16 protein-coding genes are annotated in these 18,679 nt (G+C 52.1%); 7 read left to right on the forward strand and 9 right to left on the reverse strand.

The window, feature by feature from the left end; all coding sequences use genetic code 11:
• Positions 1–116 precede the first annotated feature (116 nt).
• From ABIB59_RS16350 to ABIB59_RS16360, 3 genes are all read left to right on the forward strand, one after another.
• Complete coding sequence (locus tag ABIB59_RS16350) at positions 117–1,040, forward strand: LysR substrate-binding domain-containing protein (RefSeq protein WP_039079126.1); 924 nt, start codon at positions 117–119, stop codon at positions 1,038–1,040.
• A gap of 141 nt (positions 1,041–1,181) precedes the next feature.
• Positions 1,182–3,479 (forward strand): FdhF/YdeP family oxidoreductase, encoded by a 2,298-nt coding sequence (locus tag ABIB59_RS16355; protein ID WP_079497492.1) that lies wholly within the window; start codon positions 1,182–1,184, stop codon positions 3,477–3,479.
• Positions 3,480–3,736: 257 nt separating this feature from the next.
• Positions 3,737–6,118, forward strand: a complete 2,382-nt coding sequence (locus ABIB59_RS16360) for a glucose/quinate/shikimate family membrane-bound PQQ-dependent dehydrogenase (protein ID WP_039079128.1) — start codon at positions 3,737–3,739, stop codon at positions 6,116–6,118.
• Positions 6,119–6,158: 40 nt separating this feature from the next.
• Here the strand turns inward: ABIB59_RS16360 and ABIB59_RS16365 are convergent, their stop codons facing one another.
• The 5 genes from ABIB59_RS16365 to ABIB59_RS16385 form a co-directional block, all read right to left on the reverse strand.
• The gene (locus ABIB59_RS16365; protein WP_039079129.1) at positions 6,159–6,587 is read right to left on the reverse strand and encodes a type II toxin-antitoxin system HicB family antitoxin; all 429 of its coding nucleotides are present in this window, start codon (positions 6,585–6,587) and stop codon (positions 6,159–6,161) included.
• 11 nt (positions 6,588–6,598) lie between these two features.
• On the reverse strand, positions 6,599–6,781 hold the full coding sequence (locus ABIB59_RS16370; RefSeq protein WP_039079130.1) for a type II toxin-antitoxin system HicA family toxin: 183 nt from the start codon (positions 6,779–6,781) through the stop codon (positions 6,599–6,601).
• A gap of 154 nt (positions 6,782–6,935) precedes the next feature.
• Complete coding sequence (locus ABIB59_RS16375) at positions 6,936–8,633, reverse strand: methyl-accepting chemotaxis protein (RefSeq protein ID WP_039079131.1); 1,698 nt, start codon at positions 8,631–8,633, stop codon at positions 6,936–6,938.
• 154 nt (positions 8,634–8,787) lie between these two features.
• A complete protein-coding gene (locus ABIB59_RS16380) occupies positions 8,788–9,906 on the reverse strand; it encodes an S-(hydroxymethyl)glutathione dehydrogenase/class III alcohol dehydrogenase (protein ID WP_354036198.1) in 1,119 nt (372 codons plus the stop codon).
• Positions 9,907–9,938: 32 nt separating this feature from the next.
• Positions 9,939–10,214 carry a metal/formaldehyde-sensitive transcriptional repressor gene (locus tag ABIB59_RS16385; protein ID WP_039079133.1) on the reverse strand — a complete coding sequence of 92 codons (276 nt, stop codon included), beginning with the start codon at positions 10,212–10,214 and terminating at the stop codon, positions 9,939–9,941.
• Positions 10,215–10,839: 625 nt separating this feature from the next.
• Here ABIB59_RS16385 and ABIB59_RS16390 point away from each other — a divergent pair.
• Positions 10,840–12,390 carry a methyl-accepting chemotaxis protein gene (locus ABIB59_RS16390; RefSeq protein ID WP_039079134.1) on the forward strand — a complete coding sequence of 517 codons (1,551 nt, stop codon included), beginning with the start codon at positions 10,840–10,842 and terminating at the stop codon, positions 12,388–12,390.
• Positions 12,391–12,451: 61 nt separating this feature from the next.
• Here the strand turns inward: ABIB59_RS16390 and ABIB59_RS16395 are convergent, their stop codons facing one another.
• A complete protein-coding gene (locus ABIB59_RS16395) occupies positions 12,452–13,108 on the reverse strand; it encodes an MgtC/SapB family protein (protein WP_039079135.1) in 657 nt (218 codons plus the stop codon).
• A gap of 180 nt (positions 13,109–13,288) precedes the next feature.
• Here ABIB59_RS16395 and ABIB59_RS16400 point away from each other — a divergent pair, with 180 nt between their 5' ends.
• Positions 13,289–13,768, forward strand: coding sequence for a tetratricopeptide repeat protein (locus ABIB59_RS16400; RefSeq protein WP_354036201.1), 480 nt, complete (start codon positions 13,289–13,291; stop codon positions 13,766–13,768).
• 4 nt (positions 13,769–13,772) lie between these two features.
• Here ABIB59_RS16400 and ABIB59_RS16405 read toward each other — a convergent pair whose 3' ends face one another.
• The 3 genes from ABIB59_RS16405 to cybB all read right to left on the reverse strand — a co-directional run bounded on the left by ABIB59_RS16405 (position 13,773) and on the right by cybB (position 16,447).
• On the reverse strand, positions 13,773–14,009 hold the full coding sequence (locus tag ABIB59_RS16405; protein WP_039079137.1) for a DUF1272 domain-containing protein: 237 nt from the start codon (positions 14,007–14,009) through the stop codon (positions 13,773–13,775).
• A 365-nt stretch (positions 14,010–14,374) separates the two neighbouring features.
• Complete coding sequence (locus ABIB59_RS16410; protein ID WP_039079138.1) at positions 14,375–15,700, reverse strand: MFS transporter; 1,326 nt, start codon at positions 15,698–15,700, stop codon at positions 14,375–14,377.
• 216 nt (positions 15,701–15,916) lie between these two features.
• The gene (gene cybB, locus ABIB59_RS16415; protein WP_354036203.1) at positions 15,917–16,447 is read right to left on the reverse strand and encodes a cytochrome b561; all 531 of its coding nucleotides are present in this window, start codon (positions 16,445–16,447) and stop codon (positions 15,917–15,919) included.
• Positions 16,448–16,629: 182 nt separating this feature from the next.
• Here cybB and gap point away from each other — a divergent pair, with 182 nt between their 5' ends.
• Together gap and ABIB59_RS16425 are read left to right on the forward strand one after the other, a co-directional pair.
• Positions 16,630–17,631, forward strand: coding sequence for a type I glyceraldehyde-3-phosphate dehydrogenase (gene gap / locus ABIB59_RS16420; protein ID WP_039079140.1), 1,002 nt, complete (start codon positions 16,630–16,632; stop codon positions 17,629–17,631).
• A 139-nt stretch (positions 17,632–17,770) separates the two neighbouring features.
• Entirely contained in the window at positions 17,771–18,661 is an 891-nt protein-coding gene (locus ABIB59_RS16425) for an alpha/beta hydrolase (RefSeq protein WP_502910518.1), read from the forward strand.
• Positions 18,662–18,679: the final 18 nt, after the last annotated feature.

The raw sequence follows: 18,679 nt of genomic DNA on the forward strand, positions 1-18,679 counted from the left end.
CGGGAAAATTTGTTTGTAACTCAACGAGATTAAATGTTAAGAATGTTTTGCTACCAAGTTAACATAATTAAGCAACTTTACTTGCCACGGACATCGCTTCGTTTTTACATCATCTTATGGAAAAAAACGGTTTGTTCAATCAGCGCATACGCTTGCGCCATCTGCATACATTCGTCGCCGTCGCTCAGCAGGGAACCCTGGGGCGTGCGGCAGAGACCCTTAACCTTAGTCAACCAGCACTGTCCAAGACGCTCAATGAACTGGAACAACTCACCGGCACACGTCTGTTTGAACGTGGTCGTCTGGGGGCGCAACTTACCCTGGTGGGCGAGCAGTTTTTAACACATGCAGTCCGGGTACTTGATGCGCTCAATACCGCAGGGCAGTCGCTCAACTACAAACCCGAGCAGAACAATGCGGTGATCCGTGTTGGCGCGTTACCTACTGCGGCTCTGGGCATTCTGCCGTCGGTAATTGGCCAGGTCCATAAGCAGCAACCCGATATCACCATTCAGGTGGCCACCACTAACAATCCGATGTTATTGGCCGGGCTGAAATCGGGTGAGCTGGATGTCGGCATTGGCCGTATGTCAGACCCGGAACTGATGAGCGGATTGACCTATGAGATGCTGTTCCTTGAGTCGCTCAAATTGGTGGTACGCCCCAACCATCCGCTGTTGCAAACCACGATAACACTGAGCCGGGTGCTGGAATGGCCTGTCGTTGTGCTGCCTACTGGTACGGTGCCACGCCAGAACACGGAGGATTTGCTGCAAAGTCAGGGCTGCAAACTGCCGACCGGCTGTATTGAAACGCTGTCTGCGTCGCTATCGCGACAACTGACTGTCAATTTTGATTATGTCTGGTTTGTCCCTTCCGGCGCAGTTAAAAACGATTTACGCGAAGGTTCACTCACCGCGCTCCCCATTGTTCCGCCGGGTATGGGCGATCCTATTGGCATTCTTACCCGCGTGGATGCCCCCCTCTCCATCGGCGTGCAAACGCTGATCGCCGCTATTCGTAAAACCGTGCCGGATTAATCTGCACGCGCGGCAGGCACGGGCAGTTGCGCAAATGGTAAACTTATTGTTAATTGTGTGATAAAAGATAGTTGTTGATTAAGGATTGCTGTTACGCAGCGTAGTATTTGCGTAAGCGCAATCCGCTGTCCGGAAGAACACATGAAATTCAAAACTGCCATAAAACCCTATCGCGCCGCTGCCGGTGGATTAGGTTCTCTTGAAGCAACCACCCGCTTCGTTATCGACAGCAAAAATGCCCTTAAAAACTTGCGCAACCTGCTGCGCATGAATAAAGCCCGTGGTTTCGACTGCCCCGGTTGTGCCTGGGGTGATGACAATAAAAGTACTTTCAGTTTCTGCGAAAACGGCGCGAAAGCGGTGACCTGGGAGGCAACACGCCGCAGGATTGACGCCAGCTTTTTTGCGCAACACAGCGTCAGCGCTCTCAACCGCCAGAGCGACTATTTTCTGGAATATCAGGGCCGACTCACCGAACCGCTGCGCTATAATCCCCAAACCGATCACTACGAACCGGTGAGCTGGGATGATGCCTTTGCCCTGATTGGTCGCCATATCCGTGAGATGGACCACCCGAACCAGATGGAACTCTACACCTCGGGTCGCGCCAGTAATGAAGCGTCGTACCTTTACCAGCTCTTTGGCCGGATGGTCGGCACGAATAATTTCCCCGACTGTTCAAACATGTGCCACGAGGCCAGCGGCGCCGGGCTAAAACGCAGCATTGGCGTCGGTAAAGGCACCATTCATCTCACCGATTTTGAACAGGCCGATGCCATTTTCGTTTTTGGGCAGAATCCCGGCACCAACCATCCGCGTATGCTGCACAGCCTGCGTCATGCTGCCGATCGCGGCGCGCGTATCGTCACCTTTAATACCCTGCGTGAACGTGGTCTGGAACGTTTTGCTGACCCGCAAAAACCGCTGGAAGTGGTCACCTCGATGGCGGGCGCGATCAGTTCTGCCTATTACCAGCCAAATCTGGGTGGCGATATGGCCGCCGTACGCGGGATGGCAAAAGCCTTACTGGAAACCCATCGTCAACGCCTGGCGAACGGCGAAGCCGGTATCTTTGATGATGCCTTTATCGCGCAACACACTAACGGCATTGAGGCCTGGTTTGCACAAATCGATGCCACGTCCTGGCAGTCCCTTGAAGCGCAATCCGGTTTGAGTGAGCAGCAATTACGTGACGCCGCCGCCGTCTGGCAGAGCGCCAGGCGTGTTATTTGCACCTGGGCGATGGGCATTACCCAGCATAAACACTCGCTGGACACGGTACGTGAAATCGTCAATTTGCAGTTGCTCGGCGGCCATCTGGGCAAACCGGGCGCGGGACTGTGCCCGGTGCGCGGACACAGTAATGTGCAGGGCAACCGGACAATGGGAATTGATGAAAAACCGTCTGCCGCCCTGCTCGACAGCCTGGCGCGTCACTTTGGTTTCGAACCCCCACGCGCTCCGGGACATCACACCGTGGCCGCGATTCAGGCTATGTTGCGTGATGAAGTGAAAGTGCTTATCACGCTGGGCGGCAATCTGGCTGCCGCCGCGCCGGATACCACGTTGACCTGCGAGGCGCTGAAACGTTGCGGTTTAACTGTGCACATCAGTACTAAACTCAACCGTACCCATCTGATGCCGGGTGCGCAGTCGCTCATTTTACCGACCCTGGGACGAACCGAAGAAGACATGCAGGCGACGGGCCGTCAGTTCGTGACCGTCGAAGACTCATTTAGCATGGTGCACGCCTCAGAAGGCATCGGTAAGCCACTGGCAGACACGCAAAAATCAGAAACCGCGATTGTGGCCGGTATCGCCCATGCGGTACTGGGCAACAGCAAGCTGGACTGGCTGGCCTTAGCCGATGATTACAACCTGATTCGCGATCATATTGCCGCTACCATCCCCGGCTTCACTCATTTCAACGCCCGCTGCGAAGAACCCGGTGGATTCTGGCTGGGGAACGCGGCGGCATCCCTCACCTTTGCCACACCATCCGGGAAAGCGGAATTCAGCAGTGCGCCGCTGCCGGATGCCGTCTGCCCGGAGATCAGCGCGCCCTTTGTGTTACAAACACTACGCTCTCACGATCAGTACAACACCACGATTTATGGTCTGGATGACCGCTATCGCGGCGTTTATGGTCAGCGCGACGTCCTGTTTATGCATCCGGATGATATTCTGGCCCTGGGGCTGAGCGATGGCGACCGCGTCGATATCACCACCCTGTCGACCGACGGCATTACGCGTCAGGTTACCGGTTTCCGTCTCGTTGCGTACGCTATCCCTCGCGGTAATCTCGCAGCCTATTACCCGGAAACGAACCCACTGGTTCCCCTGACCCGCTACGGTGACGGTACCGGCACACCAACCTCTAAATCCATCCCTGTCACGATTACCCCGTCGCAAAGCGCCGATACGCTGCGTATCGCCTGAACAGCAAGGCCCGCCCTGTGCGGGCCAATTCTCAAATAATGCGATCTAATTTATTAACAATTGCATCAAGCAATTTAACAGATTTATCATATTTGCAAATTCACCAAATGGTTCGTTTACCATGCAAACAGTGAGTTTTTCACGCGGATTCCCTCGATAACATCTGCAATAAAACGATAACCCTCTAAAACCGTTATCCATTTGGTACAGGATTTATCATTGCGTACCGGATAAACGGTGTGTTTAAGGAGATGGATATGGCACCTGGCAGCACCCCACGCAGGCTGGTTACCCTTCTGCGCTGGCTCCTCGCCATTCTGATGCTCGTCATCGGTCTGGCCATCGGCATTCCTGGCATTAAACTCATCACATTAGGCGGCAGCGTCTGGTTTACCGCGATGGGTGTCGTGATGCTGATTGCCGCAATACTTATCCTGCGAAATCGTCCCGGCGGCCTCATTCTGTATGCGCTGGGCTTTATCGTTTCCATCATCTGGGCAATTTACGATGCCGGCTGGGCATTCTGGCCCCTGTTCTCACGCTTGTTTACCTTTGCCGTGCTGGCATTTCTGGCGGCACTGCTGTGGCCATTTATGCGCGCCCGGCAGACGGTAAAACCGGTTAACAAATCTGCGTTTAGCGTCGCGGCGATCCTCGCCGTTTTACTTCTGGTCAGTATTGGCGGAATGTTTAAAACGTGGAATGTGATCTCCCCAACCGAGTCGATTACCGTTAAACCGGTTCAGCCTGGCAGTGAACAGCACGACTGGAAGCACTGGGGCAATACCACCCATGGCGATCGATTTGCGGCGCTTGACCAGATCAACAAACAGAATGTCGACAAGCTGCAAGTCGCCTGGATAGCACATACCGGGGATATTCCGCAGAGCAATGGCTCCGGCGCGGAAGATCAGAACACGCCGCTGCAAATTGGTGACACGTTATATGTCTGTACCCCATACAGCAAAGTGCTGGCGCTGGATGTGGATTCCGGTAAAGAGAAATGGCGCTACGACGCAAAAGCGACGGCGCCAAACTGGCAGCGCTGTCGTGGCTTAGGGTATTACGAAGAGCCGCACACTGCCGCCTCTCCAACGGTACAGGCTCAGCCTGCTACGTGCGAACGTCGGCTGTTTCTGCCCACCACCGATGCACGTCTGGTGGCACTGAATGCCGATAACGGGCAACCCTGCGCAGACTTTGGTGATAACGGCACCGTTGATCTGAGCATCGGCATGGGCGACATCAAACCGGGTTATTATCAGCAAACGTCCACGCCGCTGGTGGCCGGCAATATTGTTGTGATCGGTGGCCGCGTGGCGGATAACTTCTCCACCGGCGAACCGCCGGGCGTGGTTCGCGCCTATGATGTCCATACAGGCAAACTGGCATGGGCGTGGGATCCGGGTAACCCGGACCTGAAAGGCTTGCCGCCTGAGGGGAAAACCTGGACACGCGGTACGCCAAACGTCTGGTCGGCGATGTCTTACGACGCCAAATTGAACCTGATCTATCTGCCGACCGGCAACGCCACGCCAGATTTCTGGGCGGGTGAACGTACCGCGCTGGATGATAAATACAGCTCGTCGATTGTGGCGGTTGATGCGACAACCGGCGATGTACGTTGGCATTTTCAGACCACCCACCACGATCTGTGGGATTTTGATTTACCCTCACAGCCTCTGCTCTATGACTTACCGGATGGCAAAGGCGGGACCATGCCGGTACTGGTACAGACCAGTAAACAGGGCATGATCTTTATGCTCAACCGCGAAACCGGTGAGCCGGTGGCGAAGGTTGAGGAACGCCCGGTTCCGGCTGGTAATGTGAAAGGCGAACGTTATTCCCCTACTCAGCCGTACTCGGTGGGCATGCCGATGATCGGTAATGAAACCCTGAAAGAGTCCGACATGTGGGGAGCAACGCCTGTTGATCTGCTGATGTGCCGTATCGCCTTTAAAGGGATGCGTCATCAGGGTGTCTTCACTCCGCCGGGGCTGGATCGCGCATTGCAATATCCGGGGTCGCTGGGCGGCATGAACTGGGGCAGCGTTTCGGTCGATCCGACTAACAACCTGATGTTTGTGAACGATATGCGTCTGGGCCTGGCAAACTATATGGTGCCGCGTGAAAACGTAGCGAAAAACGCCAGTGGGATTGAGATGGGTATTGTACCGATGGACGGCACACCGTTTGGCGCAATGCGCGAACGTTTCCTGTCACCACTGGGTATTCCGTGCCAGAAACCGCCGTTCGGGACAATGTCCGCTATCGACCTGACCTCCGGGAAAATAGTGTGGCAGGTTCCCGTGGGTACCGTTCAGGATACCGGTCCGCTGGGTATCCGCATGCATATGCCGATCCCGGTCGGGATGCCGACGCTGGGCGCATCGCTGTCTACCCAGTCCGGGTTGCTGTTCTTCGCAGGCACCCAGGATTTCTATCTGCGGGCGTTTGATACCGCAACGGGGAAAGAAATCTGGAAGGCGCGTCTGCCGGTCGGCAGCCAGTCTGGCCCGATGACCTATGTTTCGCCAAAAACGGGCAAACAGTACATCATTATCAATGCGGGTGGCGCACGTCAGTCCCCGGATCGCGGTGATTATATTATTGCTTACGCGTTGCCGGATAAGCCGTAAACTGGCCGCATTATCAACAAACCCGCCGCAATGGCGGGTTCTATGCTATCTGTATTTCAACCTGAATTTTTCGGCCTAATTGCGCAAGAGCAAATTCAACTTTCTCAACTTTTGACGAATGTTCTACATCTAATAGACGATCAACCTGCGGTGCGTTCACGCCCAATCGACGAGCGAGATCGGCTTTACGGGTTCCCGTTTCAATCATCGCGTTATAAAGCGCAGCCTTCATTGCAACCAGAACCGGAATGATAACAACACGCTCATCCTCTCTGGCGGGAGTCGCCACCGGAATCGGACGGCGCATATCCATTTCAAGTGAAATAGCGGTAACGATCCCATCTTCGGCCTCAAGGAGCGCTTCTTCCGGCGTATCTCCTACCGAGTGCATCAGCGGTAAATCGCGACAGGACACCTCATAAACTCGCGTTTCTGCATCCTGAGTTAACTTCACGGCATAATTGAACATATTTTCACCCTTTAAAGCCCAAGATCTTTGATTATCTTTTTTCTTGTGCCTTCCGGCATCTCCTTTGCGCCATGGTCTGGAAAAATGGACTGTCTGTCGTCTAAATAGACTTTGAAATGGCTGCTGCCGCGGCGATGTTTCTGCAATATAGCTCCCTGCTCTAACAACCACCGTCTGAACTCACTGTATTTCATCCGGTTCCCTCCGTTGAACCCATGGTAACGCTATCAAATATGCATATAAAAGCAACATTAATGATATGTTTTTGCGAGGAATCTCGATAAATACAGTGGAGAGTTTTCTTGAAGGGAAGTTATAAAAAGGGCCGCATTAGCGGCCCTCATACCATTAGAACGTTTCCCAGTTCTCGCTGCCATGTGCCATCGCAGGGCGCTGAGTATTGACGGGTTTCGTCGGGGTTGATGAAGATTTCACCGGACGACTTGTGCCACCGGCATGCACGCGAAACGCGCCAACCGCTTCGGTAAGACGCGCAGCCTGCTCTTCCAGAGACGTTGCCGCCGCCGTTGCCTCTTCTACCAGTGAGGCGTTCTGCTGGGTGACATTATCCATCTCGGTGATAGCCTGGCTTACCTGAGTAATCCCTTTACTCTGCTCATCCGACGCAGCGGCAATTTCCAGCATGATATCGGTAACGCGTTTCACCGCCGTCACGATCTCATCCATCGTTTCACCTGCGGCCACGACTTCACTTGAGCCTTTATCAATCAAACTCACTGACTCGCTGATCAGTGCTTCAATCTCTTTCGCTGCCTGCGCACTGCGGCTTGCCAGTGTACGGACTTCGCTGGCCACCACTGCAAAACCGCGGCCTTGCTCACCGGCACGCGCAGCTTCAACCGCGGCGTTCAACGCGAGAATATTTGTCTGGAAGGCGATACTGTTAATGACCGCAGTAATTTCAGAGATTTTCTTCGAGCTGGAGGTGATATTGCCCATGGTCTGTACCACGCCATCAACAATCTCACCGCCTTTCGTCGCTTTACCGGAGGCATCACGCGCCAGGCTGCTGGCATGATGCGCATTGTCCGCATTCTGTTTCACGGTCGCCGTAAGCTCTTCCATACTGGCTGCGGTCTGCTCAATCGCTGCAGCCTGCTGTTCAGTACGTGAAGAAAGATCGGTGTTCCCGGCAGAGATCTCGCTGGTCCCGCGATAAATTTCTTCCGCGCCATCACGCACAGTGGTAACGGTTTTGACCAGGGAGTGCTGCATCAACTGCAAATCGTGGGTCAAACGACCAATCTCACTGCGTCCGGTGACCTCTTCCGCGACGGTAAGGTCTCCGGCCGCGATATGTTCAATACGTTTGGCAGCGCGCTGCAGCGGATTAATGACCACACGACGTAATACGGTAAAGGTTATGACCGTTAAGAACAGCGCGATAGCAAAAGCCCCTGCCATAAAGATCAGCCCAAGCTGAGTGCGTTGGTGAGCCAGTTCACCGAGGCGAGCAGCGCGATCGCTACGAATCTGAATCGCTTTAAGCAGGTATTCATTAAATGCGCTGTCTAAAACGCGCGCCTGCTCATTTTCATGGTTGATGATCGCTTCAAACATGCCGTTTTTGGCATATTTCAGCATCGGCTGCATACCGTCGAAATAGGCGTTAAAGCGCGTGGTCAACTCGCCATCAAGCGCTAAATCTTCCGGCGTTTTCACCGCACGGGCCATATAGGTATTAAAGCCATCTTGCGCTTGCTTGATACGTTTTTCCGCATCCGCAATGTTCTTTCTCATATCATCCATTTCCGCAATGCGGCTGGCCGCCCCGGCATGGATCAGGCTGATACGCGCTATACGTAAGTTATTGGAACTGTTAGATAACCCCATACGAACCTGGATTTCTTGCGTAACATCCTGCTGGTCTCGGTCAGCCTGCATCAAGAAATACCCTGCTAACCCGGAACTCAGCGCAAATAACAGCAAAATGCCACTCAGGATAGCGGAAAATAAGGGAACCAATCGAATATTGTGCATAAATCCAATGCTTTGCTGTCTGTGCATCGCTGCTGTGTTATCCATGGCTATCGACTCTCTTTTATATAAGATGCGTAAAACACGCCTGTAAGAAAGGTATCGGCAATTGTGGGATTTATGTTAAGGGGAAAAATGTCAGGCGGGTCACAGATTTAGACATTGAAAATGCCAGCGGCGTAACCGCTGGCCAGTCGTGTACTTATTTGTCGCCGAAATGAATGACGGTACGAATGGATTTGCCTTGATGCATGAGATCGAAGGCGTCGTTGATCTTATCTAACGGGAGTCGATGGGTAATAAACGGGTCGAGACGAATCTTGCCTGCCATCGCATCCTCCACCATTCCCGGTAATTGAGTACGCCCTTTTACGCCACCAAATGCTGAACCACGCCAGACGCGACCGGTTACCAACTGGAACGGACGGGTTTTGATTTCCTGGCCTGCACCGGCCACACCGATAATGACGCTTTCGCCCCAGCCTTTATGGCAGCACTCGAGCGCCGCGCGCATCACATCCACATTGCCGATGCATTCAAAGCTAAAATCAACACCGCCGTCAGTCAGTTCAACAATCACCTCCTGAATCGGTTTTTCGTAATCCTTAGGATTGACGAAATCGGTGGCCCCCATCTCTTTCGCCAGGGTGAATTTATCCGGGTTGGTATCCACGGCAATAATACGACCGGCTTTGGCCTGAACCGCACCCTGAATAACCGCCAGACCAATCCCGCCCAGGCCGAACACCGCAACGGTGTCGCCCTCTTTCACTTTCGCCGTGTTGTGTACTGCACCAATACCGGTGGTCACACCGCAGCCGAGCAGGCAGACTTTGTCCAGCGGCGCCTGCGGGTTGACTTTTGCCAGGGAGATTTCTGCAACCACCGTGTACTCACTAAACGTACTGGTGCCCATGTAGTGGTAAATCGGTTCACCATTGTAGGAGAAACGGGTGGTGCCATCTGGCATCAGGCCTTTACCCTGTGTGGCGCGAACGGCCTGACAAAGGTTAGTTTTACCGGATTTACAGAACTTACACTCGCCACATTCTGCCGTGTACAGCGGAATAACATGATCGCCGGGTTTCAGGCTGGTCACCCCTTCACCGACCTCCACAACAATACCGCCGCCTTCGTGGCCCAGGACCGCCGGGAATACGCCTTCCGGATCATCACCTGAAAGGGTAAAGGCATCGGTATGGCAAACGCCGGTGTGGGTGATGCGTACCAGAACTTCGCCTTTTTTCGGCGGCGCGACATCAATCTCAACAATTTTGAGCGGTTGACCCGGCCCAAACGCAACAGCAGCACGTGATTTCATCAGACACTTCCTTTTTAGGTGTACGTTAGAATTTATTTTAGATAAGAGCGTAAAAGATGACCGACTTCCGCCATACGGGCGGCGCGCTGATCGGGCGTAGTATCACCACTGACCAGTTCATCTTTCAGGTGTATCTCCACCATTTCCCCCATCAGACCGTTAGCTGCACCGCGTACGGCAGCGATCTGTTGCAGGATAGCAATGCAGGGATCGCCGTTTTCCAGCGCGCGCTCCAGTGCGTCGACCTGCCCACGGATACGACGAACCCGTGTGAGGATACGTTTTTTATCTTCAGGTGAATGCGGCATAGCCACTCCTTTTTATACTATAGGGGGGTATGGTACATGATTCGATGTCTTGCTGTAAAATTAATGTGTTGCGTTAACAAATAAAAAAACCAGCACACAAGCTACCCTTCGCGTCTTAATGACTCACTGGTTGAATTGTATGGGGATTGGCCTGCATCGTCAGCACCATCGGAAAGGCCAAAAGTGAACCCATTCCCCCTGCTTTTTCCCGCTGGCCAGATAATTATCCCGACCCAGGATAAACGCCCTGGTATAGCGTCATCTATAACCGATATATTTTTAAGCAATGCATGTGCAATTTTGTTGCGTCCTACATACGCACAGGAATATATCTTGCGAAACGGCAAGATGTGTGAGTGAAGAATAAAATAAATATATTATCGGAAGAAGTTTAGCCATGCTTTGCATTAATTCAGCTTCACTAAATAATAACAAGCAGCAATGTTAATAACCCTCATTTTTAAAAGATTCCGTCGCCTTCAACTTATTGATATATAGCTATGTGTAACGCCAGACTCATTTATTTCTCACGAAATATAAATTATTAAAACACCATGACGATAATACTTTTATTGAAAACTTATACAGTCGCATTATTTTTGGTTTCACGCTGGAGCAGGAAGATATGGTTAAGAATATGAACATCCGTCGGAAGTTAACATCGGCTTTTAGCTTGATTATTTTGGTCTTATTGGTGCTAAGTGGCGTATTTTATTATAATTTTTCCACTCTGGTTAACGCAAACAACTGGAATGTGCATACTTATCAAGTCATTGATGAGAACAGAGCACTGACATTAAGCCTGGTAAATATGGAAACCGGCTTACGCGGTTTTGCGCTCACGGGTAAAGAGGAGATGCTGGAACCTTACAACATCGGCATGAAATCATTTTCCAGCCACTGGGACGCACTTAAAGAATTTACCGCCGACAATCCCGCTCAGCAAGAGCGCCTAAAACACCTTTCTGAACAGTATTCGCTATGGTTACACGACGTCGCCGAGAAAATTATTAACCAGCGCCGGGAAGTCGTGAACCAAAAGATGAGTATTGATGACTTTAATGCCAGTTTCGAAGCGAATACAGGCAAAAGTCAGATGGACACTATGCGGGGCATAATTGATGAGATGATTAATGCGGAAAGCGCATTACTACTCGTCAGGCAAGACACCGTGAAGTCTACTGAGACGCAAACCCGCTCTATTCTTCTTTTTGGCGCCCTCCTGAGCGTGATTATTGCTGTGGCACTGTGCATTATTGTTGCGCGTATCATTACTGCACCGTTGCAGATTGCCGTAAAAACCGCAGAGTCCATTGCGCAAGGTGATTTAACGTCTTCGATTAAAGGACACTCCCGTGATGAAACCGGGCAACTTCTTAGCGCGCTCGATGCCATGCAGATGCAGTTACGTTCACTTGTCGAAAAAATTCAGGATTCAGCGGCGTCAATTGACGAGGCCGCCAGAGAAGTGGCGATCGGGAATACGAATTTATCGAGCCGGACTGAGGAGCAAGCCGCATCACTTATTGAGACCTCGGCCAGCATGGAACAACTAACGGCAACGGTGCGCCAAAACACATCTAACGCGCAGCATGCCAGTACGCTGGCAGCCACTGCCTCATCTGTCGCGGAGCGTGGTGGCAAGGTAGTGCACAATGTCATTAATACAATGAGTTCTATTTCCGACAGTTCGCAAAAAATCGTTGAGATCATCGCGACCATCGAGGGGATCGCTTTCCAGACGAATATTCTGGCATTAAATGCGGCAGTTGAAGCGGCAAGAGCGGGAGAACAAGGCCGTGGTTTTGCTGTCGTCGCCAGTGAAGTCCGGGGACTTGCGCAGCGAAGCGCGACCGCTGCTAAGGAAATAAAAGAGTTGATAGAAGCGTCCAGTGCCAAAGTATCTGAAGGCTCGATGCTGGTCGGTCAGGCCGGCTCCACAATGGATGAAATCATGGCCTCTATTCATGAAGTCTCTTCATTGATGACCGAAATCTCATCAGCATCCGGAGAACAATCTTCCGGCATTGAACATATCAGAGTGGCGGTGAACCAGATGGATGACGTGACGCAGCAAAACGCCGCGTTAGTTGAACAAGCCGCAGCGGCTGCAGCCTCTCTGGAGGAACAGGCGTCAACTTTGACACAAACGGTAGGAACGTTCCGCGTGGTTTAAGTCTTATTGTGCGCCAGGATCGCGATCCTGGCGCACAGGCGTTTTCGCCATAAGCCGGTTTTCATTTAACCGCCAGCGATTTCACGCCTTCAATGCGGGATAAATCCGCGCCAATATCGCTTATTGGCGTACCGGGGCGTAGCGTTAACACGAGAAATAATTCACTTGTTTTATCTCCCGCCTGGCTATTTTTCAGGGAGCGAAAGGCAAATTTAACGTTCCTCTCCTGCAACGCGACCAAAACGATGGGTACACTTTCCGGTTTCAGTTTTATCTGCACGCCATAATGCTTGCTCAAAAAATGATGACTTAACTGCCGGAAGACTTCGAGCACGAAAAGCGTCATAAATGCGCCATAGATGCCAATGGCATACATTCCGCTGCCAATAACCAGCCCAATGGCTGATGTGACCCACATCCCTGCGGCTGTGGTCAGCCCCTTGACGATCTGCTTTTGAATAATAATGGTCCCGGCCCCCAGAAAACCCACGCCACTGACCACCTGTGCCGCCACCCTGCTGGGATCCAGGGCCACATGATTTTCCTGCAAAATATCCTCAAAACCATATTTGGAGACAATCATAAACAGCGCGCTACCAATCCCGACAAGAACATGCGTTCTTAATCCAGCATCTTTCGCGCGCAACTGACGTTCAAGACCAATAAGCCCGCCAAGTAACCCCGCCAGTGCCACGCGTAGCAATAAATCAGTCACCATTTTTCGCTTCCTTATTTATCCTCACGACTGTCACTTTATTCAACCAAAGCACATCTCAGCGCGAACGCAAGGTCAGCATCAATGACGCCGTGTATCGAGGAAAATCCTCTTTCTCTTTCCTGTTATTCATTTTACTGTCGGGGATGACGTAAATCTGGATGAGGCTTTGAAACAGAACCCATGGAAAAGAACCTGCACACCGCCATTGCTCTGCGTAAAGGGGGCGAATATGAAAAAAGCCGTGAATTACTTGAAAGCCTGATTAATATTGAGGAATTAAAGGCACGCGCGCTGCTCAATATTGCCTGGTCCTGGGACAACCAGGGCATTGAGGATAGAGCGGAAATATATTATCAAGCCGCTTTAGAGGCAGGCCTTGAAGGAGAAGACAAGTTTGAAGCGCTATTTGGCCTCGCCTGCACTTACCGGTGTCTGGGGAAATACACTTTAGCCAAAGCCCGTTTTGCCGAAACACTGGCGACCTGGCCTGAGGCAACGGAAATTATCCCCTTTTATGCCCTGTGCCTGCATAACCTTGGCGAACACGATAAGGCGATGTCGACGATGCTGGAACTCCTTGCACAACATCCACCGACAGAGAATATTAAACGCTATCAAAAAGCGCTGCATTATTACGCCCGGAATCTTACCGGTGCGTAAATAATTAAGCGCACCCCTGCGGTTTAAAAATGCGGGTTGTTGATGGCGGGTTATTCACCAGTTTTGCCGCCGGCCTGCGGGGTCGGCTGACCAGTTCACCGCCGCAGTTCGGGCAGCGCATTGCCATCTTCTGCGCGCAATCCTCACAAAATGTGCATTCAAACGAGCAAATGCGCGCTTGGGTGGAATCGGGGGGAAGATCGGTATTGCAGCATTCGCAGCCAGGTCTCAATTCCAGCATAACGTATTCCTTTAAGGTGCGTTATCAACGTCGGGTCTGTTCAATCTCATTCAATAACATACCGACATAAATAAAGCACGACCACGGTAAAATATCATGGCTGCATTTAAGGGTGTCACCCTGGCAAGAACTATTACGCCATCCTTGAGCTAGCTGAAAGACCGCGTAGGTCTTGCCAGGGCAACATGTTCTGCCTTTTCTGGTGTTGGCCTAACAGGCAGAACAGAATTGAGTCTATGCCATTGAAAGGATTAATCAAATAAAAATATATCATTGATCGACAAAACCGATCGAATGATCACTTTTTGATCACCTTTAGCACAAGAGATAAACACCCGGTAGCAACATGGCTACCGGGCGACCGATTAACGTTTAAGGGGCAAGCCAGCCGTTTCGCGGGCGCGCAGGACTGTCAGGAAGGTAATCAACGCAGCGGCCATCACATAATACGCCGGAGAGAATTTGTCCCCCGTCGAGGTTATCAGCCAGATAGAGAACCACGGCGTAATACCACCAAAGAAGGCGACAGCGAAATTGTAGGCAATGGACAACCCGCCATAACGTACACTGGTGGGAAAGAGCTCCGCCATCGCCGCGCTGCAGGCACCGTCAAAGGCCGCGATAAACGCGCCGAGCATCACCATTGCCAGCACCGCTGAGAACATATCACCGTTGGCCATGAGCATCATCGCCGGGTAACTCAGCAGAATAAAACCGGCACATCCCGTCAGCATCAACGGCTTACGGCCAAATTTATCGGATAAATAGCCCATAAAGGGTACCAGTACCGCGACCGAAAACAGGCCTATCGTGGTGATGGCATACGAATCCAGCTTCGAATAGTGCAGCTCTGTCGAAAGGTAACCGGGCATAAAGGTTTGCAGCGTCCAGTGGCCGACCGCTTTGATGACCACAAATCCCACGCAGAAAAGCAGCGCCGCCCAGGCATGAGTCACCGCAGAGCGCAGCGGTGTGGCGTCCGTTTGCCCCTGTTTTTTCGCTTCCAGGAACTCGGGTGAATCTTCCAGATGCGTTCGCAGATAAAGACCAACCCAGCCTAATGGCCCGGCGATAAGGAATGGGATTCGCCAGCCCCAGTCATTCATGGCGCTTTCGCCCAGAAATGCCGTCAACAGAAAGACCAGCCCGGAGCCTGCCACAAATGCCATAAAGCCAAAGTTATCTATCCAGCAAGTAAAGTAGCCGCGTTTGTTAACGGGCGCGTATTCTGCCAGGTAGGTTGTTGCACCGGAACTTTCACCACCGGCGGCAAAGCCCTGCACGAGTCGGGTTATTACCAGCAACACGGTGGCCGTAATACCAATCTGCTGATAGGTCGGCAACAACCCCATTACAAAGGTCGCGCCCGAGGTCAGAAGAATGACGGTAGCAAGGACTTTTTGCCGCCCTTTCCGATCGCCAAGAGAACCAAAAAACAGACCACCGAGTGGGCGCATGACAAAGCCCGCGCCAAAGACGGCGAACGATGACAACAGCGCCACGCTGGGATTTTCCGCGTGGAAGAATTGTAAACCGATGATGGCCGCGAGTGTTCCGTAGAGACCAAAATCGAACCATTCGACGAAATGGCCGACGCCCGTGGCCAGCAGAACTTTACGTAATTTGCGTGACGTAGTGGCATCCTCCGACAAAACCGTCCGTTCGAGAGATTGCTGTGCAGGCTGTGTCATAGCCCCTCCATTTATGACAGTGTTTCTATAATAGATATACTATCTACACTGACAGTTCGAATTTCGCACAGCAACTAACGCCCAAAGTGTGATAGCCGCCCTGCTTTCTCGGTGAAAAACCAAAGACGATCACATTTCTTTTAAGCAAAAAATAAGCCCCGCAACCAGGCGAGGCTTAAAAATAACGGCATGATGACACCGCTATCGCATTTATATTTATACACGTTTCTTCGGCATCATGCGCAATAACGTGTTGTCTTTGAAGAAATAATGGTGTGCAAGCGCGGCCAAAGCATGCAGGGCGATGACATAATAACCAAACATCGCCAGCGTCACATGGTATTCCTTAAGCATATCAACCAGATCGAAATTGGCTTCGGCTGCGTGTGGCATCGACAAACCAAAAGCAATCCAGTTACCGCCGCGGTTATACATCATTAACAGGCCCAGAATCGGCAGAGCGATAAACAGCAGGTAAATGATCAGGTGGCCAAGATGCGCCAGCCCGGTCAGCATCGGTGACGGTTTCGGCACGATGGGCGGTGTCGTGCTTTTCAGGCGAACCAACAGGCGTGCGATCATCAATACCAAAATAGTGATGCCACAGGAGACATGGACAATATTGAAATAGGGACGCCAGTCGCGCGGCGCAAAACCACGAAACTCCATGGCGCAATACGTGACAATGACCAGAAGAAACACCAGCCAGTGTATAGCAATTTGAAGCCCGGAATAGTTGCTGCGCATATGAAAATCCTGAAACGAAACAGAAGAAAAGCCAACATACCGGGCTTTTCTTAAAAATTCATTAACTTTTCTTTATCAATTATCAATCGCTTACGTCTGGATGAGAAGCTGTCATTTGCCGTTGTGTGTAACCCAGGCTATGCCTGGTGAAGTGATTTTTTTGAACCCGATGGAGAAGAGTGATGAGTAAAATTGGCATTAATGGTTTCGGGCGTATTGGTCGTCTGGTATTGCGCCGTTTGCTCGAAGTGGGCAGCGATGCACAAGTTGTTGCTATCAACGATCTGACCTCCCCGAAAGTGCTGGCTTATCTGTTAAAGCACGACTCAAACTACGGCCCGTTCCGCTGGAGCGTGGACTTTACAGAAGATTCGTTGATCGTCGACGGTAAAAAAATCACCGTTTATGCAGAAAAAGAGGCAAAACACATTCCCTGGCGCAGTGCAGGCGCTGAGATCATCGTGGAGTGTACCGGTTTCTATACCTCCAGCGAAAAATCACAGGCGCATCTGGAAGCAGGGGCGAAAAAAGTGTTGATCTCTGCCCCGGCCGGCGAGATGAAAACCATCGTTTTTAACGTCAATGACGACACGATCACCCCCCAGGACACCATTATTTCCGTTGCCTCCTGCACCACTAACTGCCTTGCCCCGATGGCAAAAGCACTGCACGACAGCTTTGGCATTAAGGTGGGTACGATGACCACTATCCATGCCTATACTGGCACCCAGGCACTGGTAGATGGACCTCGCGGGAAGGATCTTCGTGCCTCCCGTGCCGCTGCGGAAAACATTATTCCGCATACCACAGGGGCAGCTAAAGCGATTGGTCTGGTCATTCCGGACCTGAGCGGTAAGCTGAAAGGTCATGCTCAACGCGTACCGGTGAAAACCGGTTCCGTCACAGAGCTGGTCTCCGTTCTCGGCAAAAAAGTCACTGCGGACGACGTTAATCAGGCGCTCAAGAAAGCCACCGAGAATAACGAATCCTTCGGCTATACCGACGAAGAGATTGTCTCTTCTGACGTGATTGGCAGCCATTTCGGTTCGGTGTTTGACGCCACGCAGACCGAAATCACCGAGGTGGGCGACCTGCAATTAGTCAAAACGGTCTCCTGGTACGATAACGAATATGGCTTCGTCACCCAACTGGTTCGCGTTCTGGAAAAATACCGCCAACTCTAAGTTATGAAGCGGGTGGTTTTGCCACCCGCTTTTCCCACCTCGCCCACATTTTCTGGCTGATGCCTGTGATATAAACCACCGTTTCAATTTGTGGAGATACGGCGTGAAGCACATCAGTACGCAAGAGTTAGTTGCCCTTATGCAAGACGCGGTAGATCGTTGCGCGACATTTCCGGTCTGGCCGCAGGGCGAAGCGCCCGGCGCCATTGCCAGCCCGACGGTTTTTCAACTGGAAGAAAATCATACTGGCCCGTCAGCGTTTGACCGTTCTGTCACCGGCGTTCGTGCGCCACAAATTACCGTTTACGCGCCGGAAAAACCCAATGGGGTTGGTATCCTCGTGACGCCGGGCGGTTCGTATCGCCGCGTGGTACTCGATAAAGAAGGCAGCGCCCTGGCGCCCTTCTTCAACGCCCGGGGTTACACACTCTTTGTGATGACCTATCGCCTTCCGGGTGACGGTCATATCGAAGGTGCCAATGCCCCGCTTGCCGATGTTCAGCGCGCGATGCGAACCCTGCGGGCGCGGGCGCAGGAATGGCAGCTTGACCCGGAGCGCCTTGGCGTAATGGGGTTTTCCGCAGGGGGCCATGCCGCCGCCAGCCTTGGGACACGCTACGCCGAAAAGGTCTCTCCGGTTCTGGATGACATTGATGGATTGAGTGCCCGTCCGGCGTTTATGGCGCTGGTTTATCCGGTTATCACCATGCGGGCGGAGATTGACCATCCCGGCTCTCGCCATGAACTTATTGGCGATACGCCTGCGGAGCAGCAGATTCATCATTATTCGTTAGAAGAACGCGCGGACAGTAATACGCCGCCGACCTTTTTACTCCACGCGGTGGATGACCCGGCGGTAAAGGTAGAAAACAGTGTGGTGATGTTTAGCGCGCTGCGTCGTCTTGGCGTGCCGGTTGAGATGCACCTTTTCGAGCAGGGTGCACATGGTTTTGGTATCCGCGATGCGCAGGGGTTACCTGCCGCGGTATGGCCGGATCTGATGATGAACTGGATTGAAACGAAGGTGTGAGTTGTGTGATGTCCCGGA

Origin of the sequence: Citrobacter sp. UYEF32, assembly GCF_040546205.1 — a bacterium.
Taxonomy (GTDB): domain Bacteria; phylum Pseudomonadota; class Gammaproteobacteria; order Enterobacterales; family Enterobacteriaceae; genus Phytobacter; species Phytobacter diazotrophicus.